Source organism: Bosea sp. AS-1 (genome assembly GCF_002220095.1).
Classification (GTDB): domain Bacteria; phylum Pseudomonadota; class Alphaproteobacteria; order Rhizobiales; family Beijerinckiaceae; genus Allobosea.
In genome coordinates, this window is sequence record NZ_CP022372.1 from 2,116,825 (window position 1) to 2,132,988 (window position 16,164).

Sequence of the window (16,164 nt, forward strand, 5' to 3'; positions counted from 1 at the left end):
GCCCGCCACGCTCCCCAAGCTTCAAAGGTTGGCGGCCAGAAGCCCCGCGTTCTCCCGACGCGGGGCTTTTCCATGTCAGTCTTCCTCGATCTTCAGGATCACCGCCTGATCCGGCCCGATGGCGCGGCCGTCCTCGGTGCGCACGTCGAGGCTCACGCGCTGGCCGGTCTCGCGCTCGACGAGGCGGGAATGCTTTTCCTCCGGCGCGAAGAGATGGCGCTCGCCGAACTGGCGCAGCGCGACCATGACCGGGAACAGGTCCTTGCCCATGGCGGTCAGGCGATATTCCACACGCGTTCCACCGTCGCTCAGCGGAACCGCATCGAGAATCCCGCTCTGGACCAATGTCTTCAGCCGATCGGTCAGGATGTTTCGGGCGATGCCGAGGCTCTTCTGAAATTCGCTGAAGCGGGTCATGCCGTCGAAGGCATCGCGAACGATCAGCAGCGACCACCAGTCCCCGATCACGTCGAGGGAGCGGGCGCTGGGACAGTAATCACCCTTGAGGCTCTTGCGAGCGACCATCAGCCTGGCCCCCATCCGCGAGCAATCGATCCGTTGCTTTTTGGTTGCATGATGAAACTCGTATCGCTATGCCTAATCTAGTTTCATCATAAAACTGATACCTGAGGTCTGCAATGGATTTGGATCAGGACGCGGCGCTGCCCGGCGCCGCGAAGGAGAGCGTTCGTCCTCGGAACGGGGACAGTACCGTTCAGGCCGTGAGCCGGGTCGCAGGGGAGGCGCTGCCCGAGACGCCTTCGCTGAATGGCCGCACCATTCTGCTGTTTGCCGCGGCGAGCGGGCTTGCCGTCGCTAACGCCTATTTCGCGCATCCGTTGCTCGATGTGATGGCCGACGATCTCGATCTGTCCCGCAGTGTCGCCGGGCTGATCGTGGGGGCAACGCAGCTGGGTTATGGGCTCGGCCTGCTGCTGCTCGTTCCGCTGGGGGATCTTCTCGATCGCCGCAGGCTGATCATCGGCCAGTCCCTGCTTTCCGTGCTGGCTCTTGCCTGTGTCGGCGTCTCGCATTCGGCCGCGATGCTGCTCGCCTCGATGGCGGCGGTGGGCCTTCTCGCCGTCGTGACGCAGGCTCTGGTCGCTTATGCCGCGAGCCTGGCGCACCCGTCGGAACGCGGCCATATCGTCGGCGTGGTCACGAGCGGGATTGTCCTCGGCATCCTGCTGGCGCGAACCATCGCAGGATCTCTGACCGATCTGTCAGGCTGGCGGACGGTCTACTTCGTCTCTGCTGGGCTCACACTGCTGATCGTGCTGCTGCTCTGGAGAATGCTTCCCCGGCAGGAGCCGAAACTCGTGGGCCTGTCCTATGGCCGCCTCATCGCCTCGCTCGTCACGCTGATCGCCACGGAACCGACCCTGCGCATCCGCGGGGTCATCGCCATGTTGATCTTCGCCAACATCACGACCTTGCTGGCCCCGCTCGTCCTGCCGCTCAGCGCGCCGCCCTTCTCGCTGTCCCACACGGAGATCGGTCTTTTCGGCCTGGCGGGTGCCGCGGGGGCGCTCGGGGCAACACGGTCCGGGCGCTGGACCGATCGCGGCCACGGCCAGCGCACGACGGGGATCGCACTCGCGCTGATGCTGCTGGCCTGGGCCCTGATGGCGCAGCTTCAGCAGTCGATCCTGTGGCTGATCGCCGGAGTGCTGGTGATCGACTTCGGTCTTCAGGCCGTCCACGTCACCAATCAGGCGATGATCTACCGCGTCAGGCCCGATGCGCAGAACCGCCTGACGGCGGCCTATATGATCTTCTATTCGGCCGGTAGCGCCGTCGGTTCCTCAACCTCGACGGTCATCTATGCCCATGCGGGCTGGCCGGGCGTATGCACGGCGGGCGCGTCGATCAGCCTTGTGACGCTGGCCTTCTGGGCACTCACGCTGAAGTCGACTCCGGGCGCGGCGACGAGACGGGTCGTCGCCTAGCAGCGGACGTCCCCGCCGGATTCGTCATTGCAGCATGCAAAAGGCCCCGCACGGTCGTGCGGGGCCTTTCGAAAAACAGGCGATGATCCGCCCGTCTCAATCGTCGCGGAAAACGCGTTCGTTGCGCTCGTGGCGCTCTTGCGCCTCCAGCGAGAGCGTGGCGATCGGGCGGGCCTCGAGACGCTTCAGCGAGATCGGCTCGCCGGTTTCCTCGCAATAGCCGTAGGAGCCGTCGTCGATGCGGGAGATGGCGGCATCGATCTTGGCGATCAGCTTGCGCTGGCGGTCGCGGGCGCGCAGCTCGATGGCCCGGTCGGTCTCGGAGGAGGCCCTGTCGGCGATGTCGGGGTGATTCTCGCTTTCGCTCTGGAGGGCGACAAGGGTCTCCTTCGCTTCCTTCAGGATCTCGTCCTTCCAGGCGAGGAGCTTGCCGCGGAAATACTCACGTTGACGATCGTTCATGAACGGCTCGTCATCGCTCGGCTTGTAGTCCGCATCGAGGATGATCTGCTTCGACATGGGCGCGCTCTCTGAGTTGTCTGCTCACGCGCCCATCGGCTGTGCCGCGGGAGGGTGAGCCGATTTGGCGCCCTTATAGCGATCCGTTTCAAGCGGAACAATCGCTTCCGACACGGCTTCAACCACTTCGTGAAGAAGGGCTCCGGGCGGCGAAAATTGCGGGAAAATCGAGGGTTTCAGGCCGCTTTCCGCAGGTTTCAGGCGCCGCGGCGCCGCCGAGCACGGCCGGAGGCGCGAATCGCGGGCGACAATCGCTGCCGCATGGGGAGCAGATTCGGGAAGCCGTGAACCTTTTGCGTAGGGCGCGGGCCGTTGTCGCTCAGGCGTCTTGGGCCTCAGAACTGGAAGTAGATGAACTCATAATTGGCATCCTCGCCGATCTTGAGCAGGATCACGACGAAGAGCAGGCCGGTCAGCACGGCAAGCCAGCGCGCCGGTGGCAGCCTGTGGACGAGGTTCCAGGTCGTCGGGCCAATGATCGCGAAAGCGGCAGCCGGCAGCAGCGCGCGCCATTTGAAGCCGCTTCCCAGCGGGGCGAGGCCGAACAGCCCCTTGTAGATGGCCAGGGCGGCCTCGAAGGTCGAGGCGCGGAACAGCACCCAGCAGAGCACGACGAAGAGGAAGGTCAGGAGCCAGCCGAGCGGGGCCGGCATCGGCCAGCCGGCGCGGCGCCAGAACAGGGCGACGATTAGCGCCAGCCCGTGCGCGACGCCCCAGGCGACGAAGGTGAGGCCGGCACCGTGCCAGAGGCCGCCGAGCGCCATCGTCGCGAAGAGCGCCCAGATCTGGGTGGGCAGGCCGGAGCGCGAGCCGCCGAGGGGGATGTAGAGATAATCGCGCAGGAAGCGCGACAACGTCATGTGCCAACGCCGCCAGAAGTCCTGGATCGAGAGCGAGCGATAAGGGGCTTCGAAGTTCTGCGGCAGCACGATACCGAAGAGCAGGGCAAGGCCGAGCGCCATGTCGGTATAGCCGGAGAAGTCGAAATAGATCTGGAAGGTGAAGGCGAGCGTCCCCTGCCAGGCTTCCATGAGGCTGACGACCTTGCCGGCCGCTGCGGCGGCGAAGACGGGGTTGGCATATTCCGCCAACGGATCGCCGAGCAGCACCTTCTTGGCGAGGCCGAAGGTCAGCAGCATCAGGCCCTGCGCGATCCGCTCGGCGGCATCGGGCCGCTGATAGGGGCGCTCGTCGAGCTGGTGCATGATCTCGCGCCAGCGCACCAGCGGGCCGGCGAGCACCTGCGGAAAGAAAGCGATGTAGAGCGCGTAGCGGACGAGATCATAGCGTGGCGCCTGCCCGCGCCTCAGATCCGTCAGGTACATGATATGGTGGAAGGTGAAGAACGAGATGCCGAGCGGCAGGGCGACGTCGAGTTTCGGCGCCGGCAATCCGGGAATCATTCCAGCCAGATCGGCGAAGAAGTTGAAGTACTTGAACACCGCCAGCACGGCGAGGTTGAGCGCGATGGCAAGCGTGATGAGCCCGCTGGACTTCGTCTTCTGGAAGGCTTCCGCGATCAGCCAGTTGATGCCGATCGAAAGAATCAGCAGCGGCAGGAAGCGCCAGTCCCAATAGCCATAGAAAGCGAAGGACAGCGCCACCAGCACCGGAAGGCGCAGGCGTGGCGCGAAGCGCTCCGCCAGCCAATGCAGGCCGAACGCCAGCGGCAGGAAGGCGAGCAGGAAGACGAAGGAGTTGAAGAGCATCGGGCGGGGAAGGGATCAGGGGGCGGGTGCCCCTTAGACCATTCTCCCGCGCAAGTCATGTCGCGGCTGGTCGACGCGGGACGGAGATCCATTTCTGATCGAGCGCCGCAGGTCATCGCGATATTCAATCAATCGATTGATTGAAGCGCCGATCGAGAGTATCGTCAGCGAATGAAAACCCATTCCGAGAGGGACGCGGGAACGCGCGATGCCTTGATACGTGCCGGGCTCGAGTTGTTCGGCCGCCATGGTTTCGAGGCGAGCTCGATCCGCGACATCGCCAGGGCTGCCGGCGTCAACAGTGCCGGAATCGCCTATCATTTCGGTGGCAAGGACGGGCTGCGCCGGGCCTGTGCGGAAGCCATCGTCGCAACCATGAAGCAGCAGGTGCTCGGGTCTGGGCCGGTTCCGCCGCTGCCTCCCGATCTTGACCAGGATGCGGCGCTGGAGATCATCCTGGCCGTCGTCAGCCGTGTGACGGCCTTCGCCGCCCGCGCGCCCGAGAGCGAGGCCATCGCCCGCTTCGTCGTGCGCGAGATGATGGAGCCAACCCCGGCCTTCGAGCTGCTCTACGAGGGCATGGTCGGGCCGGTCCATGGCCGGCTCTGCGTCTTGTGGGCGGCTGCGACCGGCATGGAGGCGGAGGCGCCGGAGACCAGGCTCTCGGTCTTCGCCATGATCGGGCAGGTGCTTTATTTCCGGCTCGCGCGCCCGGCCGTGATGCGGCGCATGGGCTGGCAGGCGATCGGTGCAGCCGAGAGCGAAGCCATTGCGGGCATCATTCGCGCTGCCGTCGCCGCTTCCGTCCTCGCAGCACGGGGAGAAACCTGATGATCCTCGGTTTTCTCTGCTCGTTCGGCTTGATCGCGGCGAGCTTTTCCGCCTGCGGGACGGATACGTTGCGGATCGCCGGCTATGTCGAAGGCGAATATGTGCGGCTCGGCCCGATCGATTCCGCACGGATCGAGCGCATCGAGGTGCGCCGTGGCGACAAGGTCGAGGCCGGTAAGGTCGTTGCCGTGCTGGAAAAGACCGACGCCGAGAACAGCGTCGCCGAAAGCGAGGCGCGGCTCGTGCAGGCGCAGGCGCAGCTCGATAATCTGCGCATCGGCAAGCGGCCGGAGGAGATCGCGGTGATCGAGGCGAGCCTCGCTTCGGCCAAGGCGCAGGAACGCGAGGCCGATCGGGCGCTCGATCGCCGCCAGGATCTGTTCCGGCGCGGGGTCTCGACACAGGCCGATCTCGACCAGGCCCTGACGGCGCGCGACGTCGCCGGCGCACGGGTACGGGAGATCGCCGCCAATCTCGGCGTCGCGCGGCTGGCGGCGCGGCCAGACGAGATCAAGGCGAGCGAGAACGCGGTCGAGCAGGCGAAGGCAGCGCTGGCGCAGGCGCGCTGGCGGCTGTCGCAGCGCGCGCTGGTCGCGCCCTCGGCCGGCCGGATCAGCGACGTGCTGCGCCGTGTCGGCGAGCTCGCCGGGCCGAGCGCGCCGGTGCTGCTGATGCTGCCGGACGGTGCGGCCAAGCTGATGCTCTACGTGCCGGAAGCGTGGATCTCCGGCGTGAAACCCGGCATGCAGCTGCAGGTCCGCTGCGACGGCTGCGCGCCGGGGCTGAGCGCGACCGTGACCTATGTTTCGCCGGAGCCCGAGTTCACGCCGCCGGTGATCTATTCGGCGCAGACGCGCCAGAAGCTGGTCTATCTGGTCGAGGCCCGGCCGGACGGCGGAACGCAGTCGCCGCTCCAGCCGGGGCAGATCGTCGATGCGATGCTGCGAGGCCAGCGGTGAGCGCGCCGCTCGCCATCGATGTGCACGGCATGACCAAGCGCTTCGGCAAGCGCACGGTGGTCGATGATGTCGATCTCGCGGTGGCGGCGGGCGAGATCGTCGGCTTCCTCGGCCCCAACGGCTCGGGCAAGACGACGACGATCCGGATGATCTGTGGGTTGCTCAGGCCCGATGCCGGGGAGGGCACGGTGCTCGGCCTGGATGTCCGCACGCAGAGCGCGGAGATCAAGCGCCAGGTCGGCTACATGACGCAGCGCTTCTCCTTCTATGAAGACCTGACCATTGCCGAGAACCTGACCTTCGTGGCGCGGCTTTACGAGCTCGACCCGGTCGAGGAGGCGGTGGCGAAGACCCTGGACGGGCTCGGCCTGACCTCGCGCAAGGACCAGCTTGCCGGCACGCTCTCCGGCGGCTGGAAGCAGCGGCTCGCGCTCGCCGCCTGCATCATGCACCAACCCAAGCTCCTGCTGCTGGACGAGCCGACCGCCGGCGTCGATCCGAAGGCGCGACGTGAGTTCTGGGACGAGATCCATCGCCTTGCCGGGGACGGGCTCACCGTGCTGGTTTCGACCCACTACATGGACGAGGCCGAGCGCTGTCACCGCATCGGCTACATCGCCTACGGTCGCATGCTGGCGACCGGGACGGTCGAGGAGGTGGTCCGTGGCTCCGGTCTCGTGACCTTCGTCGTCCACGGCACGCTGAAACCCGCCCAGATCCGGGCATTGGAGGCGACCGAGGGCGTCGAGCAGGTCGCCCCCTTCGGCGCGACGTTGCATGTCGTAGGCACCGACCGAGGCAAGCTGGAGGCGGCGCTCGAGCCCCTGACGCGCGAAGCCGGCATCAAGGTCGAGCCGGGCGAGACCAGCCTCGAGGACGTCTTCATCAAGTTCATGACCGGTGCGCAGGAGCGGGCGGCATGATCGCGCTGTTCTCCACCCGCCGGCTCGGCGCCATGCTGGCCAAGGAATTCGTGCAGATGCGGCGCGACCGCATCACCTTCGCGATGATGCTGGCGGTGCCGATCGTCCAGCTCCTGCTCTTCGGCTACGCGATCAACAACGATCCGCGCGGGCTGCCGGCGGCGATTTTGGCGCTCGGGCAGGACCCCTATACCCGCGCCGTGGTCTCCGCGCTGGAGGTTTCGAACTATTACCGTTTCGGCGAGCGGCCGCAGAGCGCGGCCGAGGCCGAAAGCCTGATGGCGAAGGGCGAGATCTCCTTCCTCGTCACCATTCCCAGCGATTTCGGCGCTCGCGTCGAGCGGGCGGACCGGCCGCGCATCCTGGTCGAGGCTGACGCGACCGATCCGGCGGCGGCAAGCGGCGCCGTCTCGGCGCTGGGCACCATCGCGAGCCGGGCTCTGCTGCGCGCGCAGGGACGTGAGCCTGTGACCGATCCCGCTGGCGCCAGCGGCGACAGTCTCTCCTTCGTCGTCCACCGGCGCTACAACCCGGAGAACATCACCCAGTACAACATTGTGCCGGGCCTCCTCGGCGTCATCCTGCAGATGACCATGGTGATGATGACGGCGATGGCTCTGACCCGCGAGATCGAGCGCGGCACCATGGAGAATTTGCTCGCCATGCCGGCGACGGCCGGCGAGATCATGCTCGGCAAGGTGCTGCCTTATCTCGCGGTCGGCGCCGTGCAGGTGGTGATCGTGCTGGGGGCGGCGAAATTGCTCTTCGCCGTGCCTTTCCTTGGCGGGCTCGGCCTGCTGCTTTCCTGCGTGCTGATCTTCGTGCTGGCACTGGTGCTGCTGGGCTACACGATCTCGACGATGGCGCGCACGCAGCTCCAGGCGATGCAACTCACCTTCTTCTTCTTCCTGCCCTCGTTGATGCTGTCTGGCTTCATGTTCCCCTTCGCCGGCATGCCGGGCTGGGCGCAGGCGCTGGGCGAATTGTTCCCGCTGACGCATTTCCTGCGGATCATCCGCGCGATCATGTTAAAGGGCGCCGATCTCGGGGATATCGGCGACGAGGTTTTCTATCTGAGCCTGTTCGTGCCGGTCTTCGCAGGCGTCGCACTGCTGCGCTTCCGGAGCACGCTGGACTAGGATCGCGGGCCCTCAGAGCGGGATGTTGTCGTGCTTCCTCCACGGCCGCTCGACGCTCTTGGTGCGCAGCATGGCGAGCGCCCGGGCGATGCGGCGGCGGGTCGAGTGGGGCATGATGACTTCGTCGATATAGCCTCGCTCGGCCGCGACGAAGGGCGACATGAAGCGGTCCTCATATTCCCTGGTCTGGCGCGCGATGGTCTCGGCGTCGCCGCCGCGGAAGATGATCTCAACCGCGCCCTTGGCGCCCATCACCGCGATCTGCGCCGTCGGCCAGGCATAGTTCACATCGGCGCCGATGTGCTTGGAGGCCATCACGTCATAAGCGCCGCCGAAGGCTTTTCGCGTGATGATCGTGACCAGCGGCACGGTGCATTCGCTGTAGGCGAAGAGCAGCTTGGCGCCGTGCTTGATCAGGCCGCCATATTCCTGCGCGGTGCCCGGCAGGAAGCCGGGAACGTCGACGAAGGTGACGATCGGGATCTCGAAGGCGTCGCAATAGCGCACGAAGCGGGCGGCCTTGCGCGAAGCATCGGAGTCGAGCACGCCGGCCAGTACCATCGGCTGGTTGGCGACGATGCCGACGGTGCGGCCCTCGATGCGCGCGAAGCCGGTGACGATGTTCTTCGCGTAGGCTTCCTGAATCTCGAAGAAGTCGCCCTCGTCGACCGTCTTCAGGATCAGCTCCTTGATGTCGTAGGGCTTGTTCGGATTGTCCGGGACGAGCGTGTCGAGGCTGGTATCGACACGGTCCGGCACGTCGAAGCTCGGCCATTCGGGCACGCCGACGGTGTTGTTGGCGGGCAGGAAATCGAGCAGGCGGCGCACCTGCAAGAGCGCCTCGACGTCGTTCTCGAAGGAGCCGTCGGCGACAGAGGACTTCGAGGTGTGAACCTTGGCGCCGCCGAGCTCCTCGGAGGTGACGGTCTCGTTGGTGACGGTCTTCACCACCTCAGGGCCGGTGACGAACATGTAGCTCGTGTCGCGGACCATGAAGATGAAGTCGGTCATCGCCGGAGAGTAGACGTCGCCGCCGGCACAGGGACCCATGATCACGGAGATCTGCGGGATCACACCCGAGGCTTGCACGTTCCGCTTGAAGACCTCGCCATAGCCGCCGAGCGCCGCAACACCCTCCTGGATACGGGCGCCGCCGGCATCGAACAGGCCGACGATGGGCGCGCGCATCTTCAGCGCCATGTCCTGGATCTTGATGATCTTCTGGGCATGGGTCTCGGAGAGCGAGCCGCCGAAGACGGTGAAGTCCTTGGAGAAGACGAAGACGGTGCGGCCATTGACCGTGCCCCAGCCGGTGACGACGCCGTCGCCGGGGATCTTCTCGGCCTTGTCCATGCCGAAATCCACGGCACGGTGCTGAACGAACATGTCGAACTCCTCGAAGGAGTCCTTGTCGAGCAGCAGCTCGATGCGCTCGCGGGCTGTCAACTTGCCGCGCTTGTGCTGCGCTTCGATGCGCCGCTCGCCGCCACCCTTGCGGGCGCCCTCGCGGCGCGCTTCGAGCTGTTCGAGAATGTCCTTCATGGCGGGATCCCGGAGCCGACGAAATGGTCGGCATCCGGCTTAAGGGGCAGCGGCGCGGGAGTCTACGCCTCGCAGCATCCGGCTTTTGGCTAGCCGTATGCGAGCAACAGCACGGCCGCATCGAATTCCTGGCGGCGGATGCTGCGGCGCTCGGCAGCTTCCTCATCCTGGCCCCAGACGGAAATCTGGTAGTCCTCGTCGAGATGGGCCGCATCCCAGGTGGCGTCTGGCCCGATCAGCCGGTTGGCGAGCGCGAGCATCAAGATCGCGGAACCGGTCAGCGTCATGACATTGTGTGCCCCCGCGAGGGCGAGAGGGGCGGGAATGGCATCGACCTTCCGAGCGAAGGCCGCCAGCGTATCAATGGGCTGTTCGGCGAAGACCACGCCCTCCGAGAGCACGAAGCGAGCGCCGATCAGTGCTTCGACCTCGCGCAGAATGGGCTGCCAGACGGCATCCTGCCGCGCGACCAGCTCTGCCGGCTCCCCGGCGCGATAGCAGAGCGCATCGGATGCGGCGTAACGGACGATCTCGGCGCGAACCGCCGCTTCCTGATCGACGACGCCGTCGAGTGCCGAGTTGACGAGCCGGGTGAGCGGCATCCGGGCCGGGTCGATGCGCTCGGCCTGCGCGTGCCATTCGGCCGCAAGCGCCTCGGCAACGTCGCGCACGCCGACGGCGAGCGGCCTGCGCGCGGGGGTGCGGGCAGTGCGCCCGTCGAGCGCGACATGGAAGAGGCCATCGCGCTCCAGCACGCCGGCTTCCTTGTAAAAGCGGGCGGGCAGGGGATTGCGCATCGCCTGCTGGGCGGCTGCGACGGGGTCGGGCTGGCTCGCGCCCGGCGAGCCGAAGCGGGCAAGGAAATCGTCCGTGGACATGCCCGCTGACTTAACTCATTTCGGGCAGCGGAAACAGCTTTCTCAGGCCGCGCGGATATGGCCGAGGAACTGGGCGACCTCCTGGTCGAGGTGGGTCGATTGCTGAGAGAGAGTATCGGCCGATTCGGCGATGTGGCTCGCGGCGGCGTCCGTCTCGGTCGCCATGCGGCTGGCGAACTCGATGTGCTCGCCCGCGACGACCGTTTCGTTCGCGACGCGGCCGAGATTGGCGGCGATGCCGGCCGCGGCCGAGGTCTGTTGCTCGACCACCGCTGCGACCTGGCTCGAAATACGGTTGAGGGAGCCGATTGTCGTATTCATCGTGTCGATTGCAGAGATGGCAGTCCGGCTCGAATAGTGGATCGCGTCGATCTGGGACTGGATCGCCTCCGTCGCGTGCGACGTCTGCTCGGCCAGCGACTTGATCTCCTGCGCGACGACGCTGAAGCCGCCGCGCGCATGGCCGAGCCGCGCCGCCTCGATCGAGGCGTTGAGGGCGAGCAGGTTGGTGTGTTGGGCGATCGTCGAGATCGTCACCACGATGGTGCTGATCTCGTCGGCCTTGCGCGAGAGGTCGGCGACCGAATCGAGCACCGCGCCGGCCTGGCGCGTGGTGTCGCCGACGATGCGCGTCGTTTCCCCAACCTGCCTGTCGACTTCGGCGAAGGAATCGGCGAGCTCCGCCGTGACCTGCCCGACGGCCAGCACGTTCGCCGACATTTCCCGGGAGGATCGCGAGGCCACGGTGGAGCGCGCGGAGACCTCGGCGGCGCCGTTGCGCATGCCCTGCGAGGAAAGGTGCAGCGACTGGATCGACTGCACCAGGTCGCGCGTGATGCCGGTGATCCGTTGCTCGAACTCATTGGCGATGCGGTGCAGGACCTGGCGGCGCTCGCCGGCTGCGCGTGTCGTCGTTTCGGCTACGTCCCGCCGCGCCTCATCCGCCACCTTGCGAGCGACGTCAGCCTCCTGCCGCTCCCGTTCGGTCGTCTGCATCGAGTGCTTGAGGGCCTGCACCATCCAGCTCAAGGCGATCGATTGCACGATGACGATACCCGCATGCAGGAAAACCCGGCCGACATCGTTGCCGTTCGGGAAGACGCCAGCCGCATAGAACAGGCTGACGAGCAGGTGGTGGGCGCCGATCAGAGCTGTCGCCGGAACGAAGATCCGCCAGTCGAGCCAGCCGGCCAGCACCGTCAGCATGGCGAAGAAATACATGTGCATGTCGGACTGGTAGGGATGCTCGCGGAAGGCATAGACCAGCAGCATCACCTGGCCGAGGACGGCGGCGCTGCTGGTCTGCCGGGTGACCCAGCCGGTGCGGTTGGCGAGCCAGGCCAGCGTGGCGATCACGGCAAAGGCCGTGCCGGCGACAGGAATCATCACGTCCTGTCGGAAGGAGACCAGGAAGAGAAGCGCCGCGTTGGCCCAGAGCAGGCCGATCAGGAGCGGGGCGAAGCTATGGCGAAAGCGCTCGACGCTCGTCATCAGATGCTCCAGCGCCGGATGCGGACGCAAAGATGCGCGACTGAACCGTCCAGAACCAGCCAGGCGCCGGATTGGTAGAGTGCGGAGGAGAAGCCGGCAGCATCTGCGATCGTCGTGATCGTGGCGGAGGTGGTGTCGATCTCGATGAGGCTGCCGCCGGCCTGTGCGACCGCCTCCGACATGGCCTTCGCCGTGCTTCCGGCCGGAAAGAAGGCGACCATCGGCCGGCCGGGAACCGGCCGCATCGCGGCCAGGAATGCCGCCAGGACGATCATGACGGCCAGCACGAGCCCGAAGGCTATCTCACGCATGCGAAGCCCCCCGGCTTGCCGACGCTGCTGTGGCAATACTCGCTCAGGTTGCGCTGAATAGGTTTCCGCTGGGTTAAGCCCTCTGCGGAATCTGGGAGGCCGCTCAGGCGCCGAAGCGGTCGCGCCAGGCCGGCAGCGCGCCGGGGAAAGGCAGGGCCGTCGCGGCGTGGATACCGCGCGCCACGGCCCGCGCCAGCACGTCGGCCGCCGTCGCACAGAGCTCGGTCAGCGCGAAGGCGTCGGATGGTGCTCCGCTATAGCCGGTCGCTGCCGCGAAGACGACGTCGCCGTCGAGCGGGGCGTGGGCGGGGCGCAAGGCGCGGCCAAGGCCGTCATGGGCAGCGAGTGCCAGCCGTTTCGCCTGCGCCTTGGTCAGCACGGCATCTGTCGCGACCAACGCGATCGTGGTGTTGCGGCCGGTCCCGCCCTTGAAGCGCAAGGCGGTTTCCGCCGGCGTGATCGCCGCCGGCCAGCCGAGGCGGCCGAATTCGGCCTCGTGCTCGTAGGGCGCGCCCCAGAAATGCGGACCATCGCCGATCGTCGCGCTACCGACGGCGTTGACGGCCACGAGCGCGCCGACGATCTGGCCGGTTGCAGCTCGGGCGCTCGCCGAGCCGAGCCCGCCCTTCAGGTTCACCGTCGTCGCGCCATAGCCGGCGCCTGCGGTGCCGAGCGCAAAATCGGCGCCTGCTGCGGCGGCGGCCTCGGCGCCGAGCCGGCGATAGGGCGTCTCGCCCTCGCCGCGGGCCCAGGGCTTGTCGCCGCCATTCATCAGGTCGAACAGGATCGCCTGCGGCACGATCGGGACGCGGAAGCTGCCAACGGGAAACCCGCGCCCCTGGCCGGCGAGCCAGCTCATCACGCCGTCAGCCGCGCCGAGGCCCCAGGCAGAGCCACCGGAAAGGACGATGGCGTCGACATGCTCGACGGTCATCTCGGGCTCGAGCAGGGCCGTGTCGCGCGTGCCCGGCCCGCCGCCGAGCACGGCCGCGGAGGCGATGGCGGGGCGCTCGAACAGCGCAGCGGTGACGCCGGTCGCCGCCGCCGCGTCATGGGCCTGGCCGATGAGGACGCCACGGACATCGGTGATAAGGTTGCGCATGACAGCCTCTGGGACCGAACCGAATCGCGCCGGGCGCGTTGGCGTCACATTACGATCTTTTCATCCGCGAGCCATCGCCGGTTCACGCGCTGGAAGCGACCGTGATGCCATCGCCGATCGGCTTCGAGACCCGCAGAGCGACACGTTACAGGCTGCCCCGAGGAGACCTTCATGAAACCCATCGCCCTCATTGCTGCATCGTCCATCGTGGCGCTCGCCAGCACCTTCGCGCTGGCTCAGCCGCAGACTGTCCCGCCGGCCGGCGGTGGCGACAAGAAGCAGGAGCAGAGCACGGAGACCCGCGAGCAGCGTCGCGACGAATGGCGCCAGCGCCGGGCGGAGCAGGCCAAGGCCCGGCTGGAGCAGCGCTTCGCGAAGGTCCGCGAAGACCTCAAGCTCAAGCCCGAGCAGGTGCCGCTCTTCGACAGGGTCGAGGCCCTGATCAAGCAGCGCTCCGAACAGCGCCCAGAGCGCTGGGCCGCGATGCGCGAGGAGCGCGAGAAGCTGCGCAGCGCCGATCTGATGGAGCGGATTGATGCGCGCGCCAAGCGTCTCGGCGAACGCGCTGCCTCGTCGAAGGAACTGGCCGATACGGTGAGGCCGCTCTGGGCGACGCTGAGCGACGAGCAGAAGACGGTGCTGCGCCGCTCCGTCCGGCAGGCGATGGCCGACGGCCGGGAGCGCTTCCGCGAGATGCGCGAATGGCGCGGGCGCGGTAACCGCGACGGCGATCATGGCTGGGGCTGGCATCGCGGACGCGACGACCGGCGCGGCAATGACCGTGGTGGCTATGACGACAACGACGGCGGCGGCTACGACGACTGAGGTCGCTACCTCCTGACAACAATCGGCCGGCTTCTGCGAGCCGGCCTTTTTCTTGGATTCAGCGTTGCCCCGAACGGGCGAGGGGCCTTTCGCCTCAGCCGCCGACTGCGTCGGAGACGCATTTCTTGGTGAAGCTCGTCTTGGCTGCACCGGCGAGCTTCTTGTCCGCCGCCTGCTTGTCGCAGGCCGAGGCGGCGTCCTTCTCGCATTTGCTCAGGAAACTGGTCTTGGCCGCACCGGCAAGCTTCTTGTCGCCGGCCTGGACATTGCAGCTTTGCGCATGGGCGAAGCTCGCGCTGCACGTCAGCGCCAGGGCGATCAACAGGGCTCTGGTCATCCGAATCACTCCCGACGGGTGGTTGCGACAATGACGCTACGGCATTGTGGCGCGATTGAGAATGGATATCGCGGTTGCGGCCTCAATTCCGTCAAACTTGCTAACCTACGGAAGTGGCAGCGGATTTCGTGATTCACCATGTCTGTTCAAGTTGGATTCACGGCTTCCCGTTTACGCTTTGTCAGTCACTGCAATGCGAGGGATGAGCCATGAAGAGCACGTGGCTGACATGGGGAATGCGGACCTTCATCGGTTCCGTCTTCGTCATCTGTCTGTTCGGACCTTATGCGCTGTCGATCCTGATCGGCTGCCTTGGCCTCGGCTGCTATTGCTTCAGGAACCAGGTGGGCTCGCACCTCTAGAGCTCGCTACGATTGCCCGCGCAGGGGCAATGAAAAGGGGCGGTCCATCGGGCCGCCCTTTCTCATTGCCGGGTACCGGAGTCTCATCGCCTGCGGCGCAGGTGGCAGACCTTGACCTTTCCACCTCGCCCATCTGCCCGCCAGACGCAGCCGGGACGGCTGGGTGTCCGGTCGTAGATGTGAATCTCCGCGCGACGGTTGCGGTTGAAGCTCTGGTTCGAGAAATCATGCCCGCCGACGCGAACATTGCGGCCGAACCGCACCTCTGCCTGTGCGGCGGGCGCCATCGGGATAAGTGCAATCGGGGCCGCCAGCAGGACCAGCGCTATGGCGGTCCACACGCTCCATCGGCCTTCGCGTGAGGAGAGAGGCATCGACATGGCGGAAGCCTAGGACATCGGACCGAAAAGTGGAATCCGCTTTTTTGGAAAAATCCGATGCGCCAACAATGAGATAGGCCGTCGCGATTGCGCCAGGATGGACGCGCGATGATCTCGGGAAGCTCGCGCCAAGATTCGACAGCAAGGCGGGAAAAGAGCTCTGCAAGGCAGCTCCCGGCCGACAAGCCCTCAAGATACAAAAAAGGGGACGGCGAAATCGCCATCCCCTGAATGTCGCTTGCGAGCGGCCGGTGGGGCCGCCGCGACCGCATCAGCGCGAGTAGAACTCGATGACGAGGTTCGGCTCCATCTGCACCGCGTAGGGCACGTCCGTGAGGGTAGGCGTACGGGTGAAGGTGGCGGAGAACTTGGTGTGGTCGGCGTCGATGTAGTCCGGCACGTCGCGCTCGGCGAGAGCGGCGGATTCGATGACGATGGCGAGCTGCTTGGAGCTCTCCTTGACCGCGATCACGTCGCCCGGCTTCACCTGATAGGAAGCGATGTTGACGCGCTTGCCGTTCACGGTGACGTGGCCGTGGTTGACGAACTGGCGGGCGGCGAAGACGGTCGGCACGAACTTGGCGCGGTAGATCACCGCGTCGAGACGACGCTCGAGCAGGCCGATCAGGTTCTCGCCCGAGTCGCCCTTGAGGCGGATCGCCTCGGCGTAGTAGCGGCGGAACTGCTTCTCGGAGATCGAGCCGTAATAGCCCTTCAGCTTCTGCTTGGCGCGCAGCTGCGTGCCGAAGTCGGACGGCTTGCCCTTGCGGCGCTGGCCGTGCTGGCCGGGGCCGTATTCACGACGGTTGACCGGGGACTTCGGGCGGCCCCAGATGTTCTGACCAAGACGGCGGTCAATCTTGTACTTTGCCTCATGGCGCTTCGACATGTCGCGTGTCCTCTCAGG

At 66.3% G+C, this 16,164-nt stretch carries 18 protein-coding genes; 7 read left to right on the forward strand and 11 right to left on the reverse strand.

The window, feature by feature from the left end; translation table 11 throughout:
* Positions 1–75: 75 nt before the first annotated feature.
* A complete protein-coding gene (locus tag CE453_RS11765) occupies positions 76–525 on the reverse strand; it encodes a winged helix-turn-helix transcriptional regulator (RefSeq protein ID WP_089177853.1) in 450 nt (149 codons plus the stop codon).
* 113 nt (positions 526–638) lie between these two features.
* Here CE453_RS11765 and CE453_RS11770 point away from each other — a divergent pair, with 113 nt between their 5' ends.
* Positions 639–1,949 carry an MFS transporter gene (locus tag CE453_RS11770; RefSeq protein WP_089174755.1) on the forward strand — a complete coding sequence of 437 codons (1,311 nt, stop codon included), beginning with the start codon at positions 639–641 and terminating at the stop codon, positions 1,947–1,949.
* 96 nt (positions 1,950–2,045) lie between these two features.
* On the opposite strand, the gene dksA is transcribed toward CE453_RS11770, so the two are convergent.
* Entirely contained in the window at positions 2,046–2,468 is a 423-nt protein-coding gene (gene dksA, locus CE453_RS11775) for an RNA polymerase-binding protein DksA (protein ID WP_089174756.1), read from the reverse strand.
* Between the two features lie 335 nt (positions 2,469–2,803).
* The gene (locus CE453_RS11780) at positions 2,804–4,177 is read right to left on the reverse strand and encodes an MBOAT family O-acyltransferase (RefSeq protein WP_089174757.1); all 1,374 of its coding nucleotides are present in this window, start codon (positions 4,175–4,177) and stop codon (positions 2,804–2,806) included.
* Between the two features lie 171 nt (positions 4,178–4,348).
* On the opposite strand from CE453_RS11780, the gene CE453_RS11785 reads away from it, so the two are divergent.
* From CE453_RS11785 to CE453_RS11800, 4 genes are read left to right on the forward strand one after another with little or no spacing between them, the layout of a single operon-like run.
* Entirely contained in the window at positions 4,349–5,008 is a 660-nt protein-coding gene (locus CE453_RS11785) for a CerR family C-terminal domain-containing protein (protein WP_089174758.1), read from the forward strand.
* Positions 5,008–5,967 (forward strand): HlyD family secretion protein, encoded by a 960-nt coding sequence (locus CE453_RS11790; protein ID WP_089174759.1) that lies wholly within the window; start codon positions 5,008–5,010, stop codon positions 5,965–5,967. The genes CE453_RS11785 and CE453_RS11790 overlap by 1 nt, the downstream gene beginning before the upstream one ends.
* Positions 5,968–5,996: 29 nt before the next feature.
* On the forward strand, positions 5,997–6,890 hold the full coding sequence (locus CE453_RS11795; RefSeq protein ID WP_089177854.1) for an ABC transporter ATP-binding protein: 894 nt from the start codon (positions 5,997–5,999) through the stop codon (positions 6,888–6,890).
* Positions 6,887–8,029, forward strand: a complete 1,143-nt coding sequence (locus tag CE453_RS11800) for an ABC transporter permease (protein WP_089174760.1) — start codon at positions 6,887–6,889, stop codon at positions 8,027–8,029. The genes CE453_RS11795 and CE453_RS11800 overlap by 4 nt, the downstream gene beginning before the upstream one ends.
* Positions 8,030–8,041: 12 nt before the next feature.
* Here CE453_RS11800 and CE453_RS11805 read toward each other — a convergent pair whose 3' ends face one another.
* The 5 genes from CE453_RS11805 to CE453_RS11825 form a co-directional block, all read right to left on the reverse strand.
* Positions 8,042–9,571 (reverse strand): acyl-CoA carboxylase subunit beta, encoded by a 1,530-nt coding sequence (locus CE453_RS11805; protein WP_089174761.1) that lies wholly within the window; start codon positions 9,569–9,571, stop codon positions 8,042–8,044.
* Between the two features lie 89 nt (positions 9,572–9,660).
* The gene (locus CE453_RS11810; RefSeq protein WP_089174762.1) at positions 9,661–10,449 is read right to left on the reverse strand and encodes an ATP12 family chaperone protein; all 789 of its coding nucleotides are present in this window, start codon (positions 10,447–10,449) and stop codon (positions 9,661–9,663) included.
* A gap of 42 nt (positions 10,450–10,491) precedes the next feature.
* Complete coding sequence (locus CE453_RS11815; RefSeq protein ID WP_089174763.1) at positions 10,492–11,940, reverse strand: methyl-accepting chemotaxis protein; 1,449 nt, start codon at positions 11,938–11,940, stop codon at positions 10,492–10,494.
* Positions 11,940–12,251: a hypothetical protein gene (locus CE453_RS11820; protein WP_089174764.1), complete on the reverse strand. Its 312-nt coding sequence runs from the start codon at positions 12,249–12,251 to the stop codon at positions 11,940–11,942. The genes CE453_RS11815 and CE453_RS11820 overlap by 1 nt, the downstream gene beginning before the upstream one ends.
* Positions 12,252–12,354: 103 nt before the next feature.
* Complete coding sequence (locus CE453_RS11825) at positions 12,355–13,353, reverse strand: P1 family peptidase (protein ID WP_089174765.1); 999 nt, start codon at positions 13,351–13,353, stop codon at positions 12,355–12,357.
* Between the two features lie 171 nt (positions 13,354–13,524).
* On the opposite strand from CE453_RS11825, the gene CE453_RS11830 reads away from it, so the two are divergent.
* Positions 13,525–14,178 carry a Spy/CpxP family protein refolding chaperone gene (locus CE453_RS11830; protein ID WP_089174766.1) on the forward strand — a complete coding sequence of 218 codons (654 nt, stop codon included), beginning with the start codon at positions 13,525–13,527 and terminating at the stop codon, positions 14,176–14,178.
* 94 nt (positions 14,179–14,272) lie between these two features.
* Here CE453_RS11830 and CE453_RS11835 read toward each other — a convergent pair whose 3' ends face one another.
* The gene (locus CE453_RS11835; protein ID WP_089174767.1) at positions 14,273–14,515 is read right to left on the reverse strand and encodes a PsiF family protein; all 243 of its coding nucleotides are present in this window, start codon (positions 14,513–14,515) and stop codon (positions 14,273–14,275) included.
* A 209-nt stretch (positions 14,516–14,724) separates the two neighbouring features.
* On the opposite strand from CE453_RS11835, the gene CE453_RS28560 reads away from it, so the two are divergent.
* Positions 14,725–14,877, forward strand: a complete 153-nt coding sequence (locus tag CE453_RS28560) for a hypothetical protein (protein ID WP_157733002.1) — start codon at positions 14,725–14,727, stop codon at positions 14,875–14,877.
* Between the two features lie 83 nt (positions 14,878–14,960).
* Here CE453_RS28560 and CE453_RS11840 read toward each other — a convergent pair whose 3' ends face one another.
* Both CE453_RS11840 and rpsD read right to left on the reverse strand, forming a co-directional pair.
* Positions 14,961–15,257 (reverse strand): hypothetical protein, encoded by a 297-nt coding sequence (locus tag CE453_RS11840; protein ID WP_248308037.1) that lies wholly within the window; start codon positions 15,255–15,257, stop codon positions 14,961–14,963.
* 271 nt (positions 15,258–15,528) lie between these two features.
* On the reverse strand, positions 15,529–16,146 hold the full coding sequence (gene rpsD, locus CE453_RS11845) for a 30S ribosomal protein S4 (RefSeq protein ID WP_089174768.1): 618 nt from the start codon (positions 16,144–16,146) through the stop codon (positions 15,529–15,531).
* Positions 16,147–16,164 lie beyond the last annotated feature (18 nt).

Excerpts from the sequence above, each read along its gene's own strand:
- CE453_RS28560 (WP_157733002.1), top strand. The coding sequence starts at position 14,725 with ATGAAGAGCACGTGGCTGACATGGGGAATGCGGACCTTCATCGGTTCC.
- dksA (WP_089174756.1), bottom strand. The coding sequence starts at position 2,468 with ATGTCGAAGCAGATCATCCTCGATGCGGACTACAAGCCGAGCGATGAC.
- CE453_RS11825 (WP_089174765.1), bottom strand. The coding sequence starts at position 13,353 with ATGCGCAACCTTATCACCGATGTCCGTGGCGTCCTCATCGGCCAGGCC.
- CE453_RS11830 (WP_089174766.1), top strand. The coding sequence starts at position 13,525 with ATGAAACCCATCGCCCTCATTGCTGCATCGTCCATCGTGGCGCTCGCC.
- CE453_RS11835 (WP_089174767.1), bottom strand. The coding sequence starts at position 14,515 with ATGACCAGAGCCCTGTTGATCGCCCTGGCGCTGACGTGCAGCGCGAGC.
- rpsD (WP_089174768.1), bottom strand. The coding sequence starts at position 16,146 with ATGTCGAAGCGCCATGAGGCAAAGTACAAGATTGACCGCCGTCTTGGT.
- CE453_RS11820 (WP_089174764.1), bottom strand. The coding sequence starts at position 12,251 with ATGCGTGAGATAGCCTTCGGGCTCGTGCTGGCCGTCATGATCGTCCTG.
- CE453_RS11765 (WP_089177853.1), bottom strand. The coding sequence starts at position 525 with ATGGTCGCTCGCAAGAGCCTCAAGGGTGATTACTGTCCCAGCGCCCGC.
- CE453_RS11790 (WP_089174759.1), top strand. The coding sequence starts at position 5,008 with ATGATCCTCGGTTTTCTCTGCTCGTTCGGCTTGATCGCGGCGAGCTTT.
- CE453_RS11780 (WP_089174757.1), bottom strand. The coding sequence starts at position 4,177 with ATGCTCTTCAACTCCTTCGTCTTCCTGCTCGCCTTCCTGCCGCTGGCG.
- CE453_RS11785 (WP_089174758.1), top strand. The coding sequence starts at position 4,349 with ATGAAAACCCATTCCGAGAGGGACGCGGGAACGCGCGATGCCTTGATA.
- CE453_RS11770 (WP_089174755.1), top strand. The coding sequence starts at position 639 with ATGGATTTGGATCAGGACGCGGCGCTGCCCGGCGCCGCGAAGGAGAGC.
- CE453_RS11840 (WP_248308037.1), bottom strand. The coding sequence starts at position 15,257 with ATGTCGATGCCTCTCTCCTCACGCGAAGGCCGATGGAGCGTGTGGACC.
- CE453_RS11805 (WP_089174761.1), bottom strand. The coding sequence starts at position 9,571 with ATGAAGGACATTCTCGAACAGCTCGAAGCGCGCCGCGAGGGCGCCCGC.
- CE453_RS11810 (WP_089174762.1), bottom strand. The coding sequence starts at position 10,449 with ATGTCCACGGACGATTTCCTTGCCCGCTTCGGCTCGCCGGGCGCGAGC.
- CE453_RS11795 (WP_089177854.1), top strand. The coding sequence starts at position 5,997 with ATGACCAAGCGCTTCGGCAAGCGCACGGTGGTCGATGATGTCGATCTC.
- CE453_RS11815 (WP_089174763.1), bottom strand. The coding sequence starts at position 11,940 with ATGACGAGCGTCGAGCGCTTTCGCCATAGCTTCGCCCCGCTCCTGATC.
- CE453_RS11800 (WP_089174760.1), top strand. The coding sequence starts at position 6,887 with ATGATCGCGCTGTTCTCCACCCGCCGGCTCGGCGCCATGCTGGCCAAG.